Below are 18100 nucleotides of genomic sequence, written 5' to 3'. Positions count from 1 at the left end.
CGGCACCGGCCCTGTGCTCAGAGTTTGCGGCTGCGCAGCTCGTGCCCCTTGGACGTCTTGCACCGCCCCGATTCCAGATCCCACTGCCACCCGTGCAGATTGCAGGTGAGGGTATTCCCTTCCACCACACCGAACTTGGACAGATCCGCCTTCAGGTGCGGGCAGCGGCGCTGTACCTCCCACCCGGCGAGCTCGGTGGAGGCGGTGTCGTCGTGCGCCTCGGCGAACCAGCCGTCGGCGTAGGCGATGCGCTCATCGGTGAGGCATTTGAAGAAGGTGTAGAGGAATTCGTTGTAGCCGCCGATCCGCCACGCCTGGAAGCGGGTGGACAGGAAGATGGTGTTCACCCAGTCCGGTTCGTTGTCGCGGAGCACGGTGCGCACGAGTTCCGGTGCGATGCGGAAACCGTAGCGGTACTTGCCTTCTCCCTCGATGGGCGCGCGCACGACGCGCTTGGGGAAGTCCAGCACCACGGTTTCGTCGCCGAGCACCAGGCCGACGGGGTAGCCGATGCCGTCGCAGATCAGATCCGACTGCGCCATGATCGGCTCGAACAGTGCCTTCAGCGGCTCCAGGAACGGTTCGGAACCCGTTGCCCAGGAGGCTTTCTCGGCCGCGAGCACCGGGGCCAGCCGTTCCGCCATATCCGCGATGTAATCCGCTTTGCGGTCGTAGATGTCGGCCGGATCACTCGGATGCGACAGCGACGCGAGTTCTTCGCCGTGCACCTCGGCGACCGAGCCCGGGATCATCAGGATCCCGCCCTTGTTGCCGTGGATCTCCATCTGCTCCAGGAAGACCACCTGGTCCGGGAAGATATTGCCCTCGTCGCCGCGATCGTCGTTGAGGTAGCGCAGCTCGTCGTCGAGGAACACCGGCGGACCGGCCGAGGGCACCACCCAGGTCGCCCCGACCTGCTCTATGTAGCTGCGCGCCCGGTCCATACCGCGCTGCCGCTTCTGCTTACCGAAGTTGGACTTGGTGCGCGCCGGAATGTCGTACACCATCGGATACCAGATGGCGCCCGAGTACTGGAGCAGGTGAATATCGATGTGGCCGAACGCGTCGTGCACCACGTCCATGTCGACCGGGCGCGCGTCGTTCATGTTGAAGCAGGTGGTCTCGCCGTCGGAGACGATCAGGCCGGAGTCACCGATGGGGCCGTCGGCGGGCGCGCGCAGCGCCACGATCATGATGTCGAGGTCGGTGTCTTCCGGGCGGCCGGCGCGCCAGGGCAGACCCTTCAGCGAGTGTTTGACCGAATCCTCGGTCTCGAAGAACCGGTGGAAGCCGAGCTTGACGAGTTCGCGGCGCAGGTCCGGCACCGGGTAGTCGGGCAGCAGCACGGTCGCGTCCTTGTTGACTTTCTCGGCGAGCAGTTTCGCGTCGAAGTGGTCGCGGTGCAGATGCGAGACGTAGAGGAAATCGCAATTGCCCAGATCGTCCCAGTCGAGCCGGGTGTTGTCGGGGAACGGGAACCACGAACCGAAATACGCGGGGTTGACCCAGGGATCACAAAGGATCGTCCCGGCCGCGGTGCGGATGTGGAATCCGGCGTGTCCGACGCTGGTGATCTGCACGAGCTGCTCCTCCTACCGTTACCAGTCATCCAGGGTACGGCTAGCCCGAAATATCCCCGATGCAGTACCCCTCCGGCTGTTCTACCAGGGTGAAGGTGCGGGTCTGGACGACGCCCGCGGCATTGGTGACCGGCGCGGTGACGGCGATGTAGTCCCCGCCCAGGCGTTCGGATTCCAGCTGCTGATCAGCGAATGCCTTGATGCCGGTGAGGCGGCCGGAGTTGTCGAACAGCGGCGCGCGGACGGGTTTGCCGGAGCCGGTCGGATCCCAGGTGGCGGGAACCGGTGCGCAGACCAGCGGATAGTCGCCTTCGGTATCGGCGGGGTCGAGCGGGCTGCCGACGAAACGGGCGAGGTAGCGGCGGACGGTGTGCCGGGCGTCGGCGTCGTCGTATCCGACCTGCGCACCGGCCGGGAACACCCGCGGGCAGGCGTAACCGGAGGCGACCGCGTCCCGTTCGACGGTGACGGTCGCGTCGTCGCTCTTCCAGCTCACCGTGTTCGCCGTCACGGTGCCCGGGTTGGCGAGCGTGTCGAGAATGGTCGCCTCGTCGGCGTACATGCTCTGCGCGCTCTTCGGCGGGATGATCCAGCACCTGTCCTGCAACTCGGCCAGAGTCTTCGAGCGCAGGTCGGCGGCCCAGCGCCGCACCGCGGGCGCGGCCTCGGGCACGCCGGGGACCGCGCCGACCGGCGGTGCGTCCGCGGGCGGCGGCGCCAGGGTGGAGGTGACCGGCGCCGGGACCGCGGCGGGCGGCGTGGTCTGTGCCTGCGTGGCGACGGGGCCGGGTTCCTCCGGGGGAATTCCGGCGACAGAATCACAACCCGTCAGCAGAACCGCCCCGGTGACAGCCAGCCCACTCAGCAGCGCCCGTCGGCCGCGTGGTGTGTTCCGTTCGCAGACACGGGATTTCGGCCGAGCGCGTTCCACTTCGACGATCCTCTTCCTTCATTCGGAATTGCCGTGCTCACTTTGCCGTACCGGGTGCCGCCGCGCTACCGCCGCCCCGTACCCGGCGTCGCCGCTGCCGGATCCGGCGTGGTGCGACTACGCTAGCGGACTTGTGGAACCCGTCTACCGGACGATCATCGGGCTGGCCCGTACCGTCTTCTTCGTCGAAGGTCTGAAGTTCACCGTCAAGGGCGCGGAGAATATCCCCGCCTCGGGTGGCGCCGTGCTCGCGGTCAACCACACCGGCTACATGGACTTCACCTATGCCGGCCTGCCCGTGCGCACCCCCAAGCGCTACATCCGGTTCATGGCCAAGAAGGAAGTGTTCGACAACCCGATCTCGGGCCCGATCATGCGGGCGCTCAAACACATCCCGGTGGACCGGGGCGCGGGCGCCGACTCCTACCAGGCCGCCGTCGACTACCTGAAGCGCGGTGAACTCGTCGGCGTGTATCCGGAGGCGACGATCAGCCGCAGCTTCGAGATCAAGGAATTCAAGTCCGGCGCGGCCCGCATGGCCATCGAGGCCGGGGTGCCGCTGATCCCGATCGTCATCTGGGGCGCGCAGCGGGTGTGGACCAAAGGCTTCCCGAAGCGCCTGGGCCGCACCAACACTCCCATCTCCATCGCCGTCGGCCGGCCGATCCAGCCCTACGAGCCCGCTGCGGACCTCACCGCGGAACTCCGGTCCACCATGCAGGCGATGCTGCTGGACCTGCAGAAGGACTACGTCCACGAACCCGGCGCCTACTGGGTACCGGCCCGGCTCGGCGGCAGCGCCCCCACCCTGGCGGAAGCCGACGCGATGGACGCCGCGGAGAGCGCCGAGCGTTCGGCCCGCCGGAAATCAGCTGACTAGCACGTCATTTCGCCCAGGGCCCGATGCCGCCGACCCGGTCGATCCGGATGCGGGTGAGCAGTCCCGGCGGCGCGTCCGCCGGCGGGAAGTCGACACCGGGACTGGCCAGGGTCCGTGCCAGTTCGGTGAGTAGTTCCGGCGCACCGCCTTCGACGACGCGCGCCGTGCCCTTGATCGCCAGGTAGGGCCGCATCACCTCGCCGGGCTCCGGGGACAGGATCGTCACCGCCACCCGGCTGTCGCGCCGCACATTGCGCACCTTCAGGTACTCGCCGAGGTGCGCGGTCACCAGTTCGTCACCGTCCGGCGTCTCCCGCAGGGCCACCCACACCACCGACACCTGCGGGCTCCCGTCGGCGTTGATCGTGACCAGGGTGGCATCGGCCCCCGCGCCGATGAGTTGACGTGCCGAATCATCCAGTCGCATGCGTACTACCAACAGCGGGCGCCCCGATTCATTCCGGCCCAGCTTCGGGAGCGCGGCACGGGGTCGGGTCGGGCAGCCGCCCCTGGACGAACTTGGCCGGCGGGGGCCGGTCTTCGTGCTCGATGCGCTGCCGGATCCCATCGACGGACCGGTCCGGCGGTACCTGGTCCGGCCAGAAGATCACCGCGACCACTACAGCCAAGGGCAGGCCGAAGACGACGATCCAGCCAAGGAGAATCCAGCCATCGCTCATCAAATCTCGGTGTCCCGCACGATGGTTGGCACCACGTCGATCGGCGCGTGCGTCGCGGCGGCGATGGCCGAAATGGCATCGGCGTGGAGTTGGCGTTCGAGGTCGCGGAATTCGGCGGGATCGACCGGCCACCCGTCGGAGTCCGGGAACGACCAGGTCCCGTCGCCACTCTGGAGGTAGCGGCCCGGCCCGCCTTCGGGTGCCAACGCCGGCTTCCGGTCGTCTTCGTCGTCACGTCGTGCGGGATTCATGGCCCGCCCCTTCCCACAGTCCGGGTTGGTTGGCCCCATCGCCGACGAATCGAGATCAAACCGGCGATGGGGGCTGAATAAAACGCTAGGCGTGCGTATTTCGTTCCGTGACCCTCTTGCTGTCCACAACCGTCTACAACAGCGAAAACACACGGCTACCGTGGGACTCATGCGCCCAGGCGGTGAGAACGTCACAGGTGAGCGGCTGCGCGCGGCGCGGGAAGCCGCTGGGCTGAGTTTGTCCGCCCTAGCTGCGCGTACCCACTTCAGCAAGCCGCTGCTCGGGATGCTGGAGACCGGGCAGCGCACGGTCAGACCTGAACACGTGCGCGCCTACGCCGACGCGCTCGGGATCGGCTCGGCCCTGTTCGTCGAACCGGCCGATGGCGAACGGGCGGCGGCGGAATGGATGCAGCGCGCGGCGGCCTCGGACATCGGAGGCGACACTCTGGAGCGCCTGGAATTGGCCGTGGACGACCTGGCGTCCGCGTATCCGACGACCGCACCGGGCGAATTGCTCGTGCGCGTCCGACAGCATTTGGGCTACGCCGGGCGACTCATGGACTCGCGCAAGACTCTGACCCAGCACCGCCGGTTGCTCGTCGTGGTCGGGTGGTTGTCACTACTGGGAAGTACCTGCCATATCGACCTGGGTGAAACTTCCGCCGCAGCTGCACGGGGGCACCTCGCGTGGAAACTGGCTGACGAAGCGCAGCACCCGGAGATTGCGGCTTGGTGCCTGGAGACCAGGGCCTGGCACCAGCTGATGGACGGCGCATTCGCTGAGGCGGCGGAGCTGTCGCGTGCCGCGCAATCCATTGCCCCACAAGATAGTTCGGTTCACATTCAGGCGACAGCCCAGGAGGGCCGCGCATCGGCCAGGCTGGGGGACCGCCAGGGCACCTACGAGGCCCTGCGTAAAGTCGCCCGGCTTGTGTCGGGGCTGAGTGTTCCTGACCGGCCGGAGCACCATTTCCAGTACGACCCGGCCAAAGCTGATACCTACGTTGCCACCACGCTGTCCTGGCTCGGTGATCCTGCGGCAGAGTCCTACGCCCGGCATGTCCTGGCCGACCTGTCCGGTGCGGCGTCGGTCCGCCCGCGCCGAATCGCGATGGCGAGTCTGGATCTGGGTCTGGCGTTGGTCGCTGCCGATAAGCCTGACGAGGCGGCGGACGTAGCGCTGTCGGTGGTGACGTCCGGCAACCTGGTGCCGTCCCACTACTGGCGGGTGGCCGAGGTGATTTCGGGGATAGCGGGCCGTGACGCGCCGGACGCGGCTACGGTGCGCGAAGCGTTCCGAGACACCTACCAGTCGTAGTCACCGTGCGACTCGGTTCGTAGGTCGGCAGGCCGTTGGAGCAGGCAGCTTTCCTTTGAAGTAGCTGGCAGGAGTTGTGCCCATGAGCGATCGGAAGTCCGCTGTCATATGGGATTGATCGTAGTAGCCGCTGACCGCTGCTACCTGGGCAAGCGAGGCGATCTGCGCCCACGGGGTGTTGCCCGCGTGCGCGAGGACGGAGCGGACTCGGCCGATGCGCGCGAAGTGTTTCGGGGAGACGCCGACGCCGGTGGTGAAGAGGTTGCGGAGTTGGCGTTCGCTCACCGCCAGGTCCGAAGCCAGGGCGTGGACCGGGGTCGTCGCGGCGGCCAGGGAGGCGACCGCGGAACTGAGCAGTGCGCGGTGCGCGCGCTGGGTGGCGTCCTCGGAGATCCGCTGCGGCAGCGCGGCCGAGAGGAAGGCGAGCGCCTCCGCCGGAGCCAGTTCGAACAGTTCGGGCACGAGGTCGGCGGCGACTCCGGGGAGGTCGGCGAGCCGGAAGACCTTGTCGGCGAGGTCTACCGCCGGCACACCGAGCAACTGCCGGGTGGCGCCCGGTGCGAGCCGTAGCCGCAGGCAACCGGCGGGTTGTTCGTTCACCGAGTAGCTGGCACGGGTTTGCGGGCCCAGCACGAGCGCGTTCCGGTGACCGGACCGCTCCGTGCGCAGCACGATGGTGGTCGCGGTGTGCGGCACATGGGTGAACGGTGTGGACACGGCGGTGACGGGCGGAATATGCCCGGCCTCGGAGATCCACGGCCGCAACGATTCCGGAGCCCGCACCGTCGAGTCGATCAGGTCTGTGGTGAGCACGCCGCCGCGCGGCACACCGGCGTCCACCAGTTCGGCGACTCCGTTCGGCCGCGCGGGCGCCGGGCCGATCTCCGGCGCGAGAAGGGTGCTCACCGGACTCACTGTAGAGAAATTCCACCGCGCCGACCGTGCCGAATTCTCCTATAGCCCGAGGGGTGCGCGGCGGCAGGCTCGAAGCATGATTCTGGTAACCGGTGCCACGGGCACCATCGGCAGTGCGGTCGTTCGGCAGTTGGCGGAACGCGAGGTGAAAGTGCGTGCGGTAACCCGTGATCCGGCGCGTCTCCAGGCTCCGGCGGGTGTGGAGGTGGTGCGCGGCGATTACACCGACGGCGCATCGATGGCAGCCGCGATGGCGGGCGCGGAAGCGGCTTTCCTGGTCAGTGTGCTCGGACCCGATGACGCCGACACCGATCGCGCCTTGATCGATATCGCCCGGGACGCGGGAGTGCGCCGCATCGTGAAACTGTCCGCGATCGGGACGGGAGAACCCGGGCTCGGCGTCTACAGCAAATGGCATCTGCCCGGCGAGAACGCCGTTCGCGACAGCGGTCTGGAATGGACCATCCTGCGCCCGAGCACGTTCGCCTCCAACACCCTGAGCTGGGCCGAAGCCGTGCGCTCCGGTCAGCCGGTGCCGAACCTGAGCGGTACCGGGACGCAGGGTGTCATCGATCCCCGCGATATCGCCGCCGTCGCGGTGGAAGCGCTTGTCTCGTCCGCGCATTCGGGCCGCCTCTACACCCTCACGGGTCCCGAACTGCTCAGCGGACCGGACCAAGCCGCCATCCTCGCGGAGGTGCTCGGACATCCCGTCGAGGTGGCCGACGTCCCGCATTCCGTTGCCGCCGAACACATGCGAGCCGCCGGTATGACGCCGCAGTACGTCGAGGGTGCGCTCGCGGGTCAGGCGTACGTCCGCGCCGGCGGCAATGCCGTCCTCACCGACGATGTCCAGAACGTCCTCGGCCGCGCACCGCACACCTATGCCGAGTGGGTGGCGGCGAACGCCGCCGCGTTCACGCCCGAGCGGGAGTGACGCACCGGATCGGGCGCACCGATACGCTGGCCTGATGATCAAGGTGGTGGTGTTCGACGTCGGCGAGACACTCATCGACGAGACGCGGATCTGGTGCCGGTGGGCCGATCGGCTCGGTGTGCCGCGATTCGCGATGCTCGGGGTGATCGGCGGGATGGCGGCGACGGGCCGGCCGCTCACCGACGCCTTCGAATTGGTGTCGCCGGGTATCGATCTGGATGCGGAGCAAGCTGCCTGGGCCGCGGCCGAACCCGACAGTCTGCGGAACGATTTCGACGCCGACGATCTGTACCCGGATGTGCGCCGGGCGCTGGCCGAGCTGCGGGATCGGGGTTTGCGGGTGATCGTGGCGGGAAACCAACCGCCGCAGGCGAAGTCGGCGCTGGAGCGGATGGAGCTTCCGGTGGACGGCGTCTACACCTCGGCGGAATGGGATCTGGAGAAGCCGGATCCGAAGTTCTTCCTGAAGCTGGCCGAGGTGGTGGGCGTGCGTCCGGCGCAGATCTGCTACGTCGGCGACCGCGTGGACAACGACGTCCTGCCCGCGCATGCCGCCGGCATGAAGCCGGTCCTGATCCGCCGGGGTCCGTGGGGCTATCTGCACGCCGAATTGCCGCAGGCCACCCGATACGGAACCGTCGTCGACGATCTCGACGCCCTGCCCGATCTGCTCGCCCCGGCTTGAAGCCGTGACCAGCGGATTTCGAAATTCGGAGCCGAGCGGCTAAAGTTCTCGTTCGCACGATGGTACCGATTTTCCCGGTGCCGGAGGCGTGCGGATGTAGCGCAGCTGGTAGCGCATCACCTTGCCAAGGTGAGGGTCGCGAGTTCGAATCTCGTCATCCGCTCTCGAAAAAAAGCCCATGCTTCCCGGGAGCATGGGCTTTTTCGTTTTGCGGTTATGCCGCGGTGGAGCGGAAGCCCCGCAGCCGCAAGCTGTTGGTGACCACGAAGACCGAGCTGAAGGCCATCGCCGCACCGGCCAGCATCGGGTTCAGCAGACCGGCCATCGCCAGGGGGATCATGGCGATGTTGTAGGCGAACGCCCAGAACAAGTTGCCCTTGATGGTGCCGAGTGTCCGGCGGGACAGGCGGATCGCGTCCACCGCCGCGCGCAGGTCGCCGCGGACCAGGGTGAGATCGCTGGCTTCGATGGCGACGTCCGTGCCGGTGCCCATGGCCAAGCCCAGATCGGCCTGGGCCAGCGCGGCGGCGTCGTTGACGCCGTCGCCGACCATCGCGACGACCTTGCCCTCGGCTTGCAGACGCTTGACCGTATCGACCTTGTCCTGCGGCATGACCTCCGCGATGACCTCGTCGATACCCACCTCGTCCGCGATGGTGCGGGCAGCGGCGGCGTTGTCGCCGGTCAGCATGATCGGTGTCAGGCCGAGCGCCCGCAGTTGGGTAATAGCTTCGGCGGAAGTGGTTTTCACCGCGTCGGCGACTACAAGCACACCACGGGCCCGACCATCCCAGCCCACCGCGACCGCGGTTTTGCCCGCGGCTTCGGCGGAGCGCACCGCCTGTTCCAGCTCGGCGTCGAGGTGCTGGGACCAGTCGGCGAGCAGCCGGACCCGGCCGACGAGCACCGCGTGGCCGTCCACCATGCCCTGCACGCCTAGGCCTTCGATATTCGCGAAGTCCCGCACCGGGCGCAGCGCGCCGGCCTTGTCCCGGGCGGCTTTGGCGATCGCCTGGGCGATCGGGTGTTCCGAGGAATCCTCCAGGGCTCCGGCCAGTTCCAGCACCTCGTCGGCGTCCGCGCCGTCGGCGGCGACGACCTCGAGCAGCGTCATCTTGCCGGTGGTGACGGTGCCGGTCTTGTCCAGCACGATGGTGTCCACGCGCCGCGTCGATTCCAGCACCTCGGGACCTTTGATCAGGATGCCGAGCTGCGCGCCGCGACCCGTGCCGACCATCAGCGCGGTCGGGGTGGCCAGCCCGAGGGCGCAGGGGCACGCGATGATGAGGACGGCGACCGCGGCGGTGAAGGCCGCGGCGATCGAACCGCCGGTGCCGAGCCAGAATCCGAGTGTCGCCACGGCGAGGGCGATCACGATGGGGACGAAGATCCCGGAGATCTTGTCGGCCAGCCGCTGGGCCTGGGCTTTGCCGGTTTGCGCGTTCTCGACCAGGCGGGCCATCTGCGCCAATTGAGTGTCCGAGCCGATCCTGGCGGCCCGCACCACGATCCGGCCGCCGACGTTCACGGTCGCGCCGACCACGGTGTCGTCGGGTGCGACCTCGACCGGCACGGATTCGCCGGTCAGCATGGACGCGTCGACCGCCGAGGAACCCTCGACCACCACGCCGTCGGTGGCGATCTTCTCACCGGGGCGCACCACGAACTCGTCACCGACGGCCAACTGCTCCACCGGAATTCGCCGCTCGGCGCCGTCGCGCAGTACCGAGACCTCCTTGGCGCCGAGCTCGAGCAGGGCCCGCAGCGCCGCACCGGCGCGGCGCTTGGACCGGGCCTCGAAGAACCGCCCCGCCAAGATGAACGTGGTCACACCGGCGGCGGCTTCGAGGTAGAGACTGCCGGTGCCGTCCATCCGGGAGATGGTGAATTCGAACGGATGCTTCATGCCGGGTGTGCCCGCGGTACCCCAGAACAGCGCGTACAGCGACCACCCGAACGCGGCCAGCGTGCCCATCGACACCAGGGTGTCCATGGTGGCGGCGCCGTGGCGCAGATTGGTCCAGGCGGCGCGGTGGAACGGCAGCGCGCCCCACACCACCACCGGCGCGGCCAGCGTCAGCGAGAGCCACTGCCAGTTGGTGAACTGCAACGCCGGAATCATCGCCATGGCGATCACCGGAATGGTGAGCACCAGCGAAACCAGCAGCCGAGTCCGCAAGGACGCCGTCGGATCCGGCTCGGCCACAGCGCTTTCCGGCTCGGAAACCGGGGGAGCGGGCAAGGACGCGGTGTATCCGGTCTGTTCGACGGTCGCGATCAAATCCGCGGCCGAAATATCGCCGGTGATGTCCACGCGGGCCTTCTCGGTGGCGTAGTTCACCGACGCGGTGACGCCGTCGAGTTTGTTGAGTTTCTTTTCGATGCGGTTGGCGCACGACGCGCAGGTCATCCCGCCGATCACCAATTCGACCTGCCCGGCGGACGGTTGTGTCACGGTGGTCATCGTAGGGTCCTTTCTGGGAAGTGTGGTTCAGCGGCGGGGCGTCGTCAGTGCCCGTGGCCGGGCTGGGCCGGCTCGGGGGCGTGGCTCGGGGCAGGCGCGGCGGACGCGCTCGCACCGACGCCGACGGTGAATTCGGCGGTGCGGACAACGCCTTCGTGCTGGAAATCGAGGAACAGGCGGTAGTCGCCGGCACTCGGCGCGGTGACGAAGAAGGTGATGCCCGGTCCCGATGGGGTGACGCCGTCGCCGGGCTCGCCTTCCGGATGAACGTGCAGGTAGGCGAGGTCGGCGGCGCGCAGCGCGACCAGATGGCCGTAGGCGCCGAGGTAGGGCTGCAGGTCGGTGACCGGGGTGCCGTTGCGGCTGACCGAAAGGGTGACCTTCGAGGCGGCGCCCGGAGTGACCGCGCCGTTCAGAGTGACGGTGTAGTCGCCGACGGTCGCCGTGGTCGACGGCGCGGGTAGCGGCCGGGCGTCATAGTTGCCCGCGACCCGCAGGTCGCTGCCCAGGGTCAGGTTCTCGCCGCCCTCGGGGGTGAAGTCGGCGAAGACGCGGTACTCGCCCGCGCGGGTGAGATTCAGGGGGACGCTCCAGGTTCCGGTGTCGTCGAGCACCGGGTGCACATGCTGGAAGGCGGTCATGTCGCGACGGACCACGATCAAGTGCAGGTCTTTGTCGTGGGCGCGGGTGTAGCGGGTGACCGGCTGCCCCGCGTTGTCGAGGATGCGGAATCGGACGGGAACGTCGGCCGCGGCCGGGGCCTGCGGGCTGTCCAGGCGCAGGGTGTAGCCGGATTCGGTGGCCATCAGGCCGCCGGGCAGCTGGTCCGCCGCGGGGGCGGGAGCGCCGTGGCTGTTCGCGTCGTGGGTCTCGGATTCGCCGGGTTCCGGTCCGAAGGCGGCGCCCGCGCCGAGCGCGAGCCCGAAGACCGCGGCCAGGCCCGCGGTGAAACCGGCGAATTTGGTGGTGGTGTTCATCGGATCGCTCCGTCTCGCTTCGGGGGATGAGGCGGGATCGCGGCGCCCCTGGGGTACCGCGATCCCGGCGGGTCAAGCGGTGACCTGGTACCCGGCTTTGGCGACCGCCGCGGTGATCGCCTCGCGGCTGACCGGGCTCGCGCTGTCGACGGTTACCAGCCCGCTGCCCAGGTCGATGTCGACGGAGGTGACCCCGTCGATCCGGCCGACCTCGGTGCGGACGGAGTTGGCGCACCCGCCGCAGGTCATGCCGGTGACGGTGACAGTGGCGGTGCTGGCTGCGGTGCTCATGATGCTCTCCTCCGGTCTGTCGACGGCCCGCGCCGTCGCTCTGCTGATTACCATACCCCCCTAGGGTACATTGTCAATGGCCGATTCCGGCCCACGAAAAAGGCACCCCCGGGGCGCGGGGGTGCCTTCGGTCGAACGAGCGCTAACTACTCGGCTGCGCGTGTAGGTGGCGCGCGGTGGGGGAGGTAGGGGTCGCCGACGGATCCGGGTAGGTGCCGAAGACGCGGTCCGCGGTACCGGAGCTGGTCACCGTGAACCAGTAGTGCTCGTTCTTGTAGTGGTGCTGCCGGTGGTTCTTCCACACGGCCTTGTACAGGGCGGTCTTCGGCTTGTAGTCGGTGTGGATGAGGTAGTGCGTCCACTCATAGGCCGAGCCGAGCGCCGTGATGGTGAGCAGGAACGTCAGGCCGAGACCCAGCCGTGGGAAGGCGAACCCGGTCAGCGCGAGCAGAACCACGAGCACCATCACCAGCGAACGGGTGGGGATGAAGATCAGCGGGATATCGCGCGGATCCACGTGATGCGCGCGATGTTTGCGTGCCAACTCGCTGTCCAGCTGGAACGGGCCGAATCGCTTCGGGCGCCAGTGCAGCACCAGCACATGGACAGCCCATTCGAAAGCGGGAAAGACGGCGAGCATCAGCAAAGGCAGCAGCGCGTCGGTGACCTGCCAGTCGCCCACCGCGATGCGCAGTGTCAGCGCCACCACGAGGGCGGTGCCGATCAGCCACGGCGAGGGATGCCGGGTGAACTCACGAAACGCGGCCCCGAGGGAGAGCCCGCGGCGGAGCGCCGCCTTCGCGCGCGGCGCGCGGGGTGAATCAGGCTGGGCTGGAACAGAATCGCTCATGATACTTCCTGGTGACGCGTGACGATCAGGCCCCGCCGAGGGCGCCGATCAGGGCTTGGGTGGCCGGTTCGAGCAGTGCCCGAGCCTGTTTGGCGGCCTGTTTCGGCCGGCCCGCCACGATGGCGGCGGCCAGATCCCGGTAGCCCGCGGTGTTGTCCACCTCGGCGGACATGATCGGGGCGAGCGCCGCGAGCGCGGGTTCGTAGGCGGCGCGCAGCATGTTGAACATCAGGCCGAAGACGAGGGAGTCGGCGGTGTCGACCACGTGATCCCAGTACGCCAGCGCGTGCCGCTGCTTGGCGATCGGATCCGATTCGGCGGCAAGGGCTTCGATGATCCGATCGAATTCGGCGCGAACCCGGTCGGGATCGGTGCGGCGTTCGGCGGCGAGCTCGGCGATCTTCGGGCCGTTGTGCAAGCGAACCTCCAGGATGCTGCGGGCCACCGACGGCTCCAGCGCCCCGGACCGCACCAGCAGCCGCGGCAGCACCTCGAGTCCGGCGCCGCGCCGGTAATCCAGCACCGTGGTCGCATCGCCTTGCCGCACCGAGACGAGCCCCGCCGCCGCCAGCCGCTGCAACGCCTCGCGCACCGCCGGCCGCGACACCCCGAGCGCTTCGGCCAGCTGCCGCTCACTCGGCAGCGTCGCGCCGGGCGCGAGTTCCCCACTGAGCACATCCGCGGCGATCTGCTCGAACACATCCGCCGACACCGACCGCTTGACCACAGGTTGCAATGCCATGCCCCCACTGTGCGCCCTGATGGTCAGCTGGTCAAGTGGTCAGACCAATGCGAAGTGACGAGCCATGCCGCCGCCGAGCGTGGCACACTCGACAGCGGGAGGAGGGAGCGGGACATGACAGAACGCAACGGGGAGCAGCGGTGGACGGCACACGCCCTGCCCATCCGCACCGGGAAAGTACTACTGCTGCACCGCAATCCGATTTTGCCGCTGGGTGGGCTATGGGATATTCCGGGCGGTGTCGTAGCGCCCGGCGAAAACCCGGCGGACGCCGCGCGGCGCGAGGTCGCCGAGGAAACCGGCTTGGACGTCCTGGTCACCGACGAGTTGACGCACTTCGTCAACCCGGACACCAGCGGCCGAGATATCGACTTCCACACCGTCACCTTCGGCTGCTTCGAGAACGAGATCGGCCGCGCCGTGCACCTACCGGACGACGAGCACGACGAGTACGAATGGATGACCTACCAGGAGGCCACCCACGTCCCGCTGGTCTGGCACGTGCGCAAAACCCTGGACCACGCCGACGCCCTCGGCCTGCTCTCCTAACTGGGGTCCGACCCGCGGATAGCCGCCAGCCAGACCGCGGTACCGAACGCGACGCAGAACGCCCCGGCGAACGCGGGCAGCCCGCCGCCGTCGAGGTACACCCAGAGCAAAGCGGCGAATGGAGCCGCAACCCCCGACTGCGCGTCGAGCAGCAGTCGACGTGCCGTCCGCGCGGCGGCGACCGCGAGCCCCCGCGAATCAGGCCCCGGCCGAGACGGATTGTCGATCAAACGCCCCGGCGGCTCGGTGGTGCGAGCACGCCCCGACGGATAAACCCGCAACCCCCCGACCCAAACCTGCCGCCCACCCAGCACCGCCTTCGCCTCGGTGAGCGACACCAGCGCCGGATCGAAATAAACAGGAACCCACCAGGTCCCCGGTGCCCCTGTGGATGACTGTGCACAATCCGCCGACACCCCACTGAACTCCAGCCAAGACCGACTGACCAGCCGATGTTCCTGACGAACCCGCTTGACCACGGCGGTCGCGGGAACCGGCAGCCCGAGCGGCAGAAGCCCACGCGCTGTGCAGACCTGAAATGCCGTGTAGCCGAGGATGACCAGCGCCACTGCGGCAAGCACAGCCAATTGGCTCGAATTGGCGAACGGCGCCCACGCGGCACAGACCGCGAGGGCGCCGAGCGTCACGCCGACCGGATAGGTCAGCGGGTGGGCGGAACTCACTTCACGAAACCCACCATGGTGTAGTCGGTGTCGGCCAGGCCGAAGGCGCCGAAGTTGGCCACGTTGTCGCGGACCGCGACGTTTCCGGCGGACTGCGCGATCGGCAGGGAATGGCCCATCTCGAAGATCATCTTGTCGGCCTTGTTGGCGAGTTCGATCGCCTTCTCCGGGTCGAGTTCGGAAATCACTTCTTCGATCAGCGCGTTCAGTTCCGGGGAGCCGATGCGGCCCTTGTTGCTCAAGATGTTGTTCGGATCATAGGAGTAGATCTGCGGCAACGCGCCGAGTGGGAAAGCGCTGCGCTGCCAGCTGAATTGGACGATATCGAAATTGCCGGGGTCGACCACCTCGGTGAACAGCTCACCGCCGTAGGTCTCGATCTCCAGTTTGACGCCGATCTGCGCCAGATTCTGCTGAGCGATCTGCGCCGTCTGGATCCAGGTGTCCTGCCGGTACATCACATCTCGCAGCACCAACTGCCGCCCGTCCTTCTCGCGGTACTGGCCGTTCAGTTTCCAGCCGAGTTCGTCCAGCATGCGGGCTGCGGCCGCGGGGTCGTAGGCGACGGCTTCCGCGTTGTCCTGGTAACCCTTCTGACCGTTCAGGAAGATGTGATTGTTCAACGGCTTCGGATCTTCCACGATGCCGTTCTGAATGGCGGACACGATGCTCTGACGGTCGATGGCCTTCGAAATAGCCAGGCGCAGGCGCGGATCCGAAAGGATCGCGCCGGGCGCACCGTTGAAGGTGAAGTGCGAGTTGTACGGCCGGGAGGCTCGGCGAACCGCGAGCCCGGGAGTACTCGCCACCGCCTTGACCTCTTCGAGGCCGGACAGGTCGAAAGCGTCGAGTTCGTTGTTCTGCAGTGCGCCCAGGTAGGCGGAACGGTCGAGCACGCTGTAGGTGACGGTGTCCAGTTTCGGGGTCTGGCCCCACCATTTCGGATTGCGGCTCAGCACGATTCGCTGCGCCGAACGGTCCAAATCGGTAATGATGAACGGCCCAGCGGATTTGACCGGAGCCGACTTGGCCAGGGTGTCGAAAGCCTCCGGCGTCGCGGTCAGTTCCTTGGGCACCAGCTGACTGAAAAGCCCGCGCCATTCCGCGTAGTGCTGAGCGAAGGTGACGATCGCCTGCCGGTCGTCCGCGCCCCGCTCGACCTTGTCGAGCCGGCTGTACCCCTGGCTGGCGGCGATCTTGTACGCGGTGTTGCGGCCGCTCAGCGCTTCGGCCTGGGCGCGCATATCTTCCCAGGTGATGGGGCTGCCATCGGACCACACGGCTTTGGGGTTGATGGTGTAGACGATCCGCTGGGGGTCGGTGCCAGTCAGTTGGATATCGGTGAAGTAATCGTGGTTGATGGATATTTCACCGGTGACGTCGGAACTGACCGGACCGGGCAGTGTCCAGGCCTGAATGTTCGCGGCATCACCGTCGGAATCGATGTGGTGCGGATTGAAGGTGGGCGGGAACGCCCCCGTCGGCAGGCGCAGATTTCCGCCGTCCCGCACCTCCTCGCGACTTTTCGGATTGATGTCGTTGGTCTTGCCGATGGCACTCGTCCCGGTCGCGACGCCACCGTTGTCGTCACCGCAGCCGGCCAGGATCAACGAAAAGGCGGCGGCCGGCGCCGCTATCGCCCGCAGCCGGCGCGCGTATTTGGTGCTCATTTCACAAATCCGATCTTCGTGTAGTCGTACGACGCCAGTCCGTGCGAACCCATATTGGCCAGTTCGGTGCGTACCCCGAACGTGCCCGGGTCCTGGGTCAGCGGCAGCGAGTGCCCTTCCTCGAACACCTTCCGGTCGATCTCGTTGCTCAGTTCGATCGCCTTCTGCGGGTCCAGTTCCGCGATGGCCCGGTCGATGAGCGCGTTCAGCTCGGGTGAACCTATGCGTCCGTAGTTGCCCTGCAGATCGTTGGGGTCGTAGTAGTAGACCTGCCGGACGCTGCTGAGCGGGAACGCGTCGCCCTGCCAAATGAATTGCGCGACATCGAAGTCGCCTTTCTGGATGACATCGGGGAAGAATCCGACAGCGGGTTTGGTGTCGATGGTCAGTTTCACGCCGACCGCCGCCAGGTTCTGCTGAATGATCTGCGCGAGCTGCACCCACAGCGGATTGTTGTACATGACGTCGCGGATGATCAGCTGCTTGCCGTCCTTTTCGCGCACGTCGCCATTGAGTTTCCAGCCGAGCGCGTCGAGTTCGCGGGCGGCCGCGGCCGGATCGAAGCCGAGACTGTTGTCCCGGTAGCCTTCTTGGCCTTCCAGGAAGATGTGGTTGTTCAAAGGTTTCGGGTTCTCGACGAGGCCCATCTGGGTGGCCGTCGCGATGGTCTGGCGATCGATGGCCTTGGAAATCGCGACGCGTAGCGCGGGGTCGGCGAGGATCGATCCGGGCGCGCCGTTGAAAGTCAGATGCCGCCAGCGGTTTCCGGGCGCGCGCCGGATCGCCAGTCCGCCGGTATTGCCTATCGTCTGCACCTCCTCGATCGAGGAGAGTCGGGCGAGGTCGATTTCGTTGTTCTGCAGCGCGCCCACCCACGCCGTCTGGTCGAGCACGCTGATGGTGATCGTGTCCAGTTTGGGCCGCTCACCCCACCAGTTCGGGTCGCGTTCCAGCACGATCCGGGAATTGCCGCGGTCGATGGTCCGCACCTTGAACGGACCGGCGGTGGGCCCCATCTGATCGACCAGACTGTTGTTGAACGACTCCGGGTCCGCCGTCACGGATTTCGGGAACAGCGAGGCGTTTCCGGAGAACTGTCCGCGCCATTCACCGTAGGGCTGCGAGAAGGTGAGAACGGCCTGCCGGTCGTCGGCGCCGCGCTCCACCTTCGCCACGTATTCGAAACCATTGGTGATCGCGATCAGGAAGCGTTTGTCCCGGCCGCTGAGCGCGTTCGCCTGGGACTTGATGTCCTCCCAGGTGATCGGCTGTCCATCGGACCAGAACGCCTTCGGATTGATGGTGTACGTGACCTGCTGCGGGTTGCTGCCGGTCAACGCGATATCGGTGAAATAGTCCTGGTTGACGGTGAGCTTGCCGGCCGCGTCGACATGGTGTGAGCGCGGCATCATCGGCCGTTCGATGTCGGCGATCTCCCCGTTGTTGCCATCATTGGACAGCGTGTTCCAGTTGTCCGGCATCGCGGAGGTCGCCAGCCGCAGATTCCCGCCCTCGCGCACTTCGTCGCGGGGTTTCGGGTTGATGTCACTGCTGGTGCCGACGGTGTCGGACCGGCCCTGCCCCGAGGAGTCGTCTCCTGATCCACAGCCCGCCGCGGTCAGCGCGACCGCGACCAGCGCAGCGGCACAACGCATTCGATTCGCTCGGATCCGCATGACGCACTCCTGACTTTC

The 18100-nt window shown here is 67.4% G+C and carries 19 protein-coding genes and 1 tRNA gene; 6 read left to right on the top strand and 14 right to left on the bottom strand.

The window, feature by feature from the left end:
* Positions 1–17 precede the first annotated feature (17 nt).
* Together BJ987_RS05185 and BJ987_RS05180 are read right to left on the bottom strand one after the other, a co-directional pair.
* The gene (locus BJ987_RS05185) at positions 18–1580 is read right to left on the bottom strand and encodes a Rieske 2Fe-2S domain-containing protein (protein ID WP_209885155.1); all 1563 of its coding nucleotides are present in this window, start codon (positions 1578–1580) and stop codon (positions 18–20) included.
* 40 nt (positions 1581–1620) lie between these two features.
* Positions 1621–2511, bottom strand: a complete 891-nt coding sequence (locus BJ987_RS05180) for a hypothetical protein (protein WP_307869484.1) — start codon at positions 2509–2511, stop codon at positions 1621–1623.
* 133 nt (positions 2512–2644) lie between these two features.
* Between BJ987_RS05180 and BJ987_RS05175 the strand changes: the two genes are divergently transcribed.
* Entirely contained in the window at positions 2645–3391 is a 747-nt protein-coding gene (locus tag BJ987_RS05175; protein ID WP_209885153.1) for a lysophospholipid acyltransferase family protein, read from the top strand.
* 4 nt (positions 3392–3395) lie between these two features.
* Here BJ987_RS05175 and BJ987_RS05170 read toward each other — a convergent pair whose 3' ends face one another.
* The 3 genes from BJ987_RS05170 to BJ987_RS05160 are packed head-to-tail and all read right to left on the bottom strand — an operon-like array spanning position 3396 to position 4322.
* Positions 3396–3818: a TIGR03618 family F420-dependent PPOX class oxidoreductase gene (locus BJ987_RS05170; protein WP_209885151.1), complete on the bottom strand. Its 423-nt coding sequence runs from the start codon at positions 3816–3818 to the stop codon at positions 3396–3398.
* 28 nt (positions 3819–3846) lie between these two features.
* Positions 3847–4071, bottom strand: coding sequence for a hypothetical protein (locus tag BJ987_RS05165; RefSeq protein ID WP_209885148.1), 225 nt, complete (start codon positions 4069–4071; stop codon positions 3847–3849).
* Positions 4071–4322 carry a hypothetical protein gene (locus BJ987_RS05160; RefSeq protein WP_209885146.1) on the bottom strand — a complete coding sequence of 84 codons (252 nt, stop codon included), beginning with the start codon at positions 4320–4322 and terminating at the stop codon, positions 4071–4073. Before BJ987_RS05160 ends, BJ987_RS05165 begins: the two co-directional genes overlap by 1 nt.
* A 91-nt stretch (positions 4323–4413) precedes the next feature.
* Between BJ987_RS05160 and BJ987_RS05155 the strand changes: the two genes are divergently transcribed.
* On the top strand, positions 4414–5643 hold the full coding sequence (locus BJ987_RS05155; protein ID WP_307869483.1) for a helix-turn-helix domain-containing protein: 1230 nt from the start codon (positions 4414–4416) through the stop codon (positions 5641–5643).
* Here BJ987_RS05155 and BJ987_RS37965 read toward each other — a convergent pair whose 3' ends face one another.
* Positions 5644–6549, bottom strand: a complete 906-nt coding sequence (locus tag BJ987_RS37965; protein ID WP_209885144.1) for an AraC family transcriptional regulator — start codon at positions 6547–6549, stop codon at positions 5644–5646.
* A gap of 85 nt (positions 6550–6634) precedes the next feature.
* On the opposite strand from BJ987_RS37965, the gene BJ987_RS05145 reads away from it, so the two are divergent.
* The 3 genes from BJ987_RS05145 to BJ987_RS05135 all read left to right on the top strand — a co-directional run bounded on the left by BJ987_RS05145 (position 6635) and on the right by BJ987_RS05135 (position 8343).
* Entirely contained in the window at positions 6635–7495 is an 861-nt protein-coding gene (locus tag BJ987_RS05145; RefSeq protein ID WP_209885141.1) for an NAD(P)H-binding protein, read from the top strand.
* Positions 7496–7529: 34 nt separating this feature from the next.
* Positions 7530–8180 carry an HAD family hydrolase gene (locus tag BJ987_RS05140; RefSeq protein WP_209885139.1) on the top strand — a complete coding sequence of 217 codons (651 nt, stop codon included), beginning with the start codon at positions 7530–7532 and terminating at the stop codon, positions 8178–8180.
* 90 nt (positions 8181–8270) lie between these two features.
* Positions 8271–8343: transfer RNA gene (locus tag BJ987_RS05135), tRNA-Gly, on the top strand.
* 51 nt (positions 8344–8394) lie between these two features.
* Here the strand turns inward: BJ987_RS05135 and BJ987_RS05130 are convergent.
* From BJ987_RS05130 to BJ987_RS05110, 5 genes are all read right to left on the bottom strand, one after another.
* Positions 8395–10644: a heavy metal translocating P-type ATPase gene (locus BJ987_RS05130; protein WP_209885137.1), complete on the bottom strand. Its 2250-nt coding sequence runs from the start codon at positions 10642–10644 to the stop codon at positions 8395–8397.
* A gap of 44 nt (positions 10645–10688) precedes the next feature.
* Positions 10689–11621, bottom strand: coding sequence for a DUF8832 domain-containing protein (locus tag BJ987_RS05125; protein ID WP_209885135.1), 933 nt, complete (start codon positions 11619–11621; stop codon positions 10689–10691).
* Positions 11622–11693: 72 nt separating this feature from the next.
* A complete protein-coding gene (locus tag BJ987_RS05120) occupies positions 11694–11912 on the bottom strand; it encodes a heavy-metal-associated domain-containing protein (RefSeq protein ID WP_209885133.1) in 219 nt (72 codons plus the stop codon).
* A gap of 142 nt (positions 11913–12054) precedes the next feature.
* Positions 12055–12762 (bottom strand): sterol desaturase family protein, encoded by a 708-nt coding sequence (locus BJ987_RS05115; protein WP_209885131.1) that lies wholly within the window; start codon positions 12760–12762, stop codon positions 12055–12057.
* A gap of 25 nt (positions 12763–12787) precedes the next feature.
* A complete protein-coding gene (locus BJ987_RS05110) occupies positions 12788–13504 on the bottom strand; it encodes a FadR/GntR family transcriptional regulator (RefSeq protein ID WP_209885129.1) in 717 nt (238 codons plus the stop codon).
* Positions 13505–13618: 114 nt separating this feature from the next.
* Here BJ987_RS05110 and BJ987_RS05105 point away from each other — a divergent pair, with 114 nt between their 5' ends.
* Complete coding sequence (locus BJ987_RS05105) at positions 13619–14053, top strand: NUDIX hydrolase (protein WP_209885127.1); 435 nt, start codon at positions 13619–13621, stop codon at positions 14051–14053.
* Here the strand turns inward: BJ987_RS05105 and BJ987_RS05100 are convergent.
* From BJ987_RS05100 to BJ987_RS05090, 3 genes are read right to left on the bottom strand one after another with little or no spacing between them, the layout of a single operon-like run.
* Positions 14050–14736, bottom strand: a complete 687-nt coding sequence (locus BJ987_RS05100; RefSeq protein WP_209885125.1) for a hypothetical protein — start codon at positions 14734–14736, stop codon at positions 14050–14052. The genes BJ987_RS05105 and BJ987_RS05100 overlap by 4 nt on opposite strands.
* The gene (locus BJ987_RS05095; RefSeq protein WP_209885123.1) at positions 14733–16406 is read right to left on the bottom strand and encodes an ABC transporter family substrate-binding protein; all 1674 of its coding nucleotides are present in this window, start codon (positions 16404–16406) and stop codon (positions 14733–14735) included. The genes BJ987_RS05100 and BJ987_RS05095 overlap by 4 nt, the downstream gene beginning before the upstream one ends.
* Positions 16403–18082, bottom strand: a complete 1680-nt coding sequence (locus BJ987_RS05090) for an ABC transporter family substrate-binding protein (RefSeq protein WP_209885121.1) — start codon at positions 18080–18082, stop codon at positions 16403–16405. The genes BJ987_RS05095 and BJ987_RS05090 overlap by 4 nt, the downstream gene beginning before the upstream one ends.
* Positions 18083–18100: the final 18 nt, after the last annotated feature.

This window comes from Nocardia goodfellowii (assembly GCF_017875645.1).
Taxonomy (GTDB): Bacteria; Actinomycetota; Actinomycetes; order Mycobacteriales; family Mycobacteriaceae; genus Nocardia; species Nocardia goodfellowii.
This window is presented reverse-complemented; position numbering and strand designations above follow the sequence as displayed.

Bases quoted from the DNA above. Each gene is read 5' to 3' on its own strand.
- BJ987_RS05120 (WP_209885133.1), bottom strand. From the start codon at position 11,912: ATGAGCACCGCAGCCAGCACCGCCACTGTCACCGTCACCGGCATGACC.
- BJ987_RS05165 (WP_209885148.1), bottom strand. From the start codon at position 4,071: ATGAGCGATGGCTGGATTCTCCTTGGCTGGATCGTCGTCTTCGGCCTG.
- BJ987_RS05145 (WP_209885141.1), top strand. From the start codon at position 6,635: ATGATTCTGGTAACCGGTGCCACGGGCACCATCGGCAGTGCGGTCGTT.
- BJ987_RS05170 (WP_209885151.1), bottom strand. From the start codon at position 3,818: ATGCGACTGGATGATTCGGCACGTCAACTCATCGGCGCGGGGGCCGAT.
- BJ987_RS05140 (WP_209885139.1), top strand. From the start codon at position 7,530: ATGATCAAGGTGGTGGTGTTCGACGTCGGCGAGACACTCATCGACGAG.
- BJ987_RS05105 (WP_209885127.1), top strand. From the start codon at position 13,619: ATGACAGAACGCAACGGGGAGCAGCGGTGGACGGCACACGCCCTGCCC.
- BJ987_RS05130 (WP_209885137.1), bottom strand. From the start codon at position 10,644: ATGACCACCGTGACACAACCGTCCGCCGGGCAGGTCGAATTGGTGATC.
- BJ987_RS05090 (WP_209885121.1), bottom strand. From the start codon at position 18,082: ATGCGGATCCGAGCGAATCGAATGCGTTGTGCCGCTGCGCTGGTCGCG.
- BJ987_RS05115 (WP_209885131.1), bottom strand. From the start codon at position 12,762: ATGAGCGATTCTGTTCCAGCCCAGCCTGATTCACCCCGCGCGCCGCGC.
- BJ987_RS05110 (WP_209885129.1), bottom strand. From the start codon at position 13,504: ATGGCATTGCAACCTGTGGTCAAGCGGTCGGTGTCGGCGGATGTGTTC.
- BJ987_RS05125 (WP_209885135.1), bottom strand. From the start codon at position 11,621: ATGAACACCACCACCAAATTCGCCGGTTTCACCGCGGGCCTGGCCGCG.
- BJ987_RS05095 (WP_209885123.1), bottom strand. From the start codon at position 16,406: ATGAGCACCAAATACGCGCGCCGGCTGCGGGCGATAGCGGCGCCGGCC.
- BJ987_RS05160 (WP_209885146.1), bottom strand. From the start codon at position 4,322: ATGAATCCCGCACGACGTGACGACGAAGACGACCGGAAGCCGGCGTTG.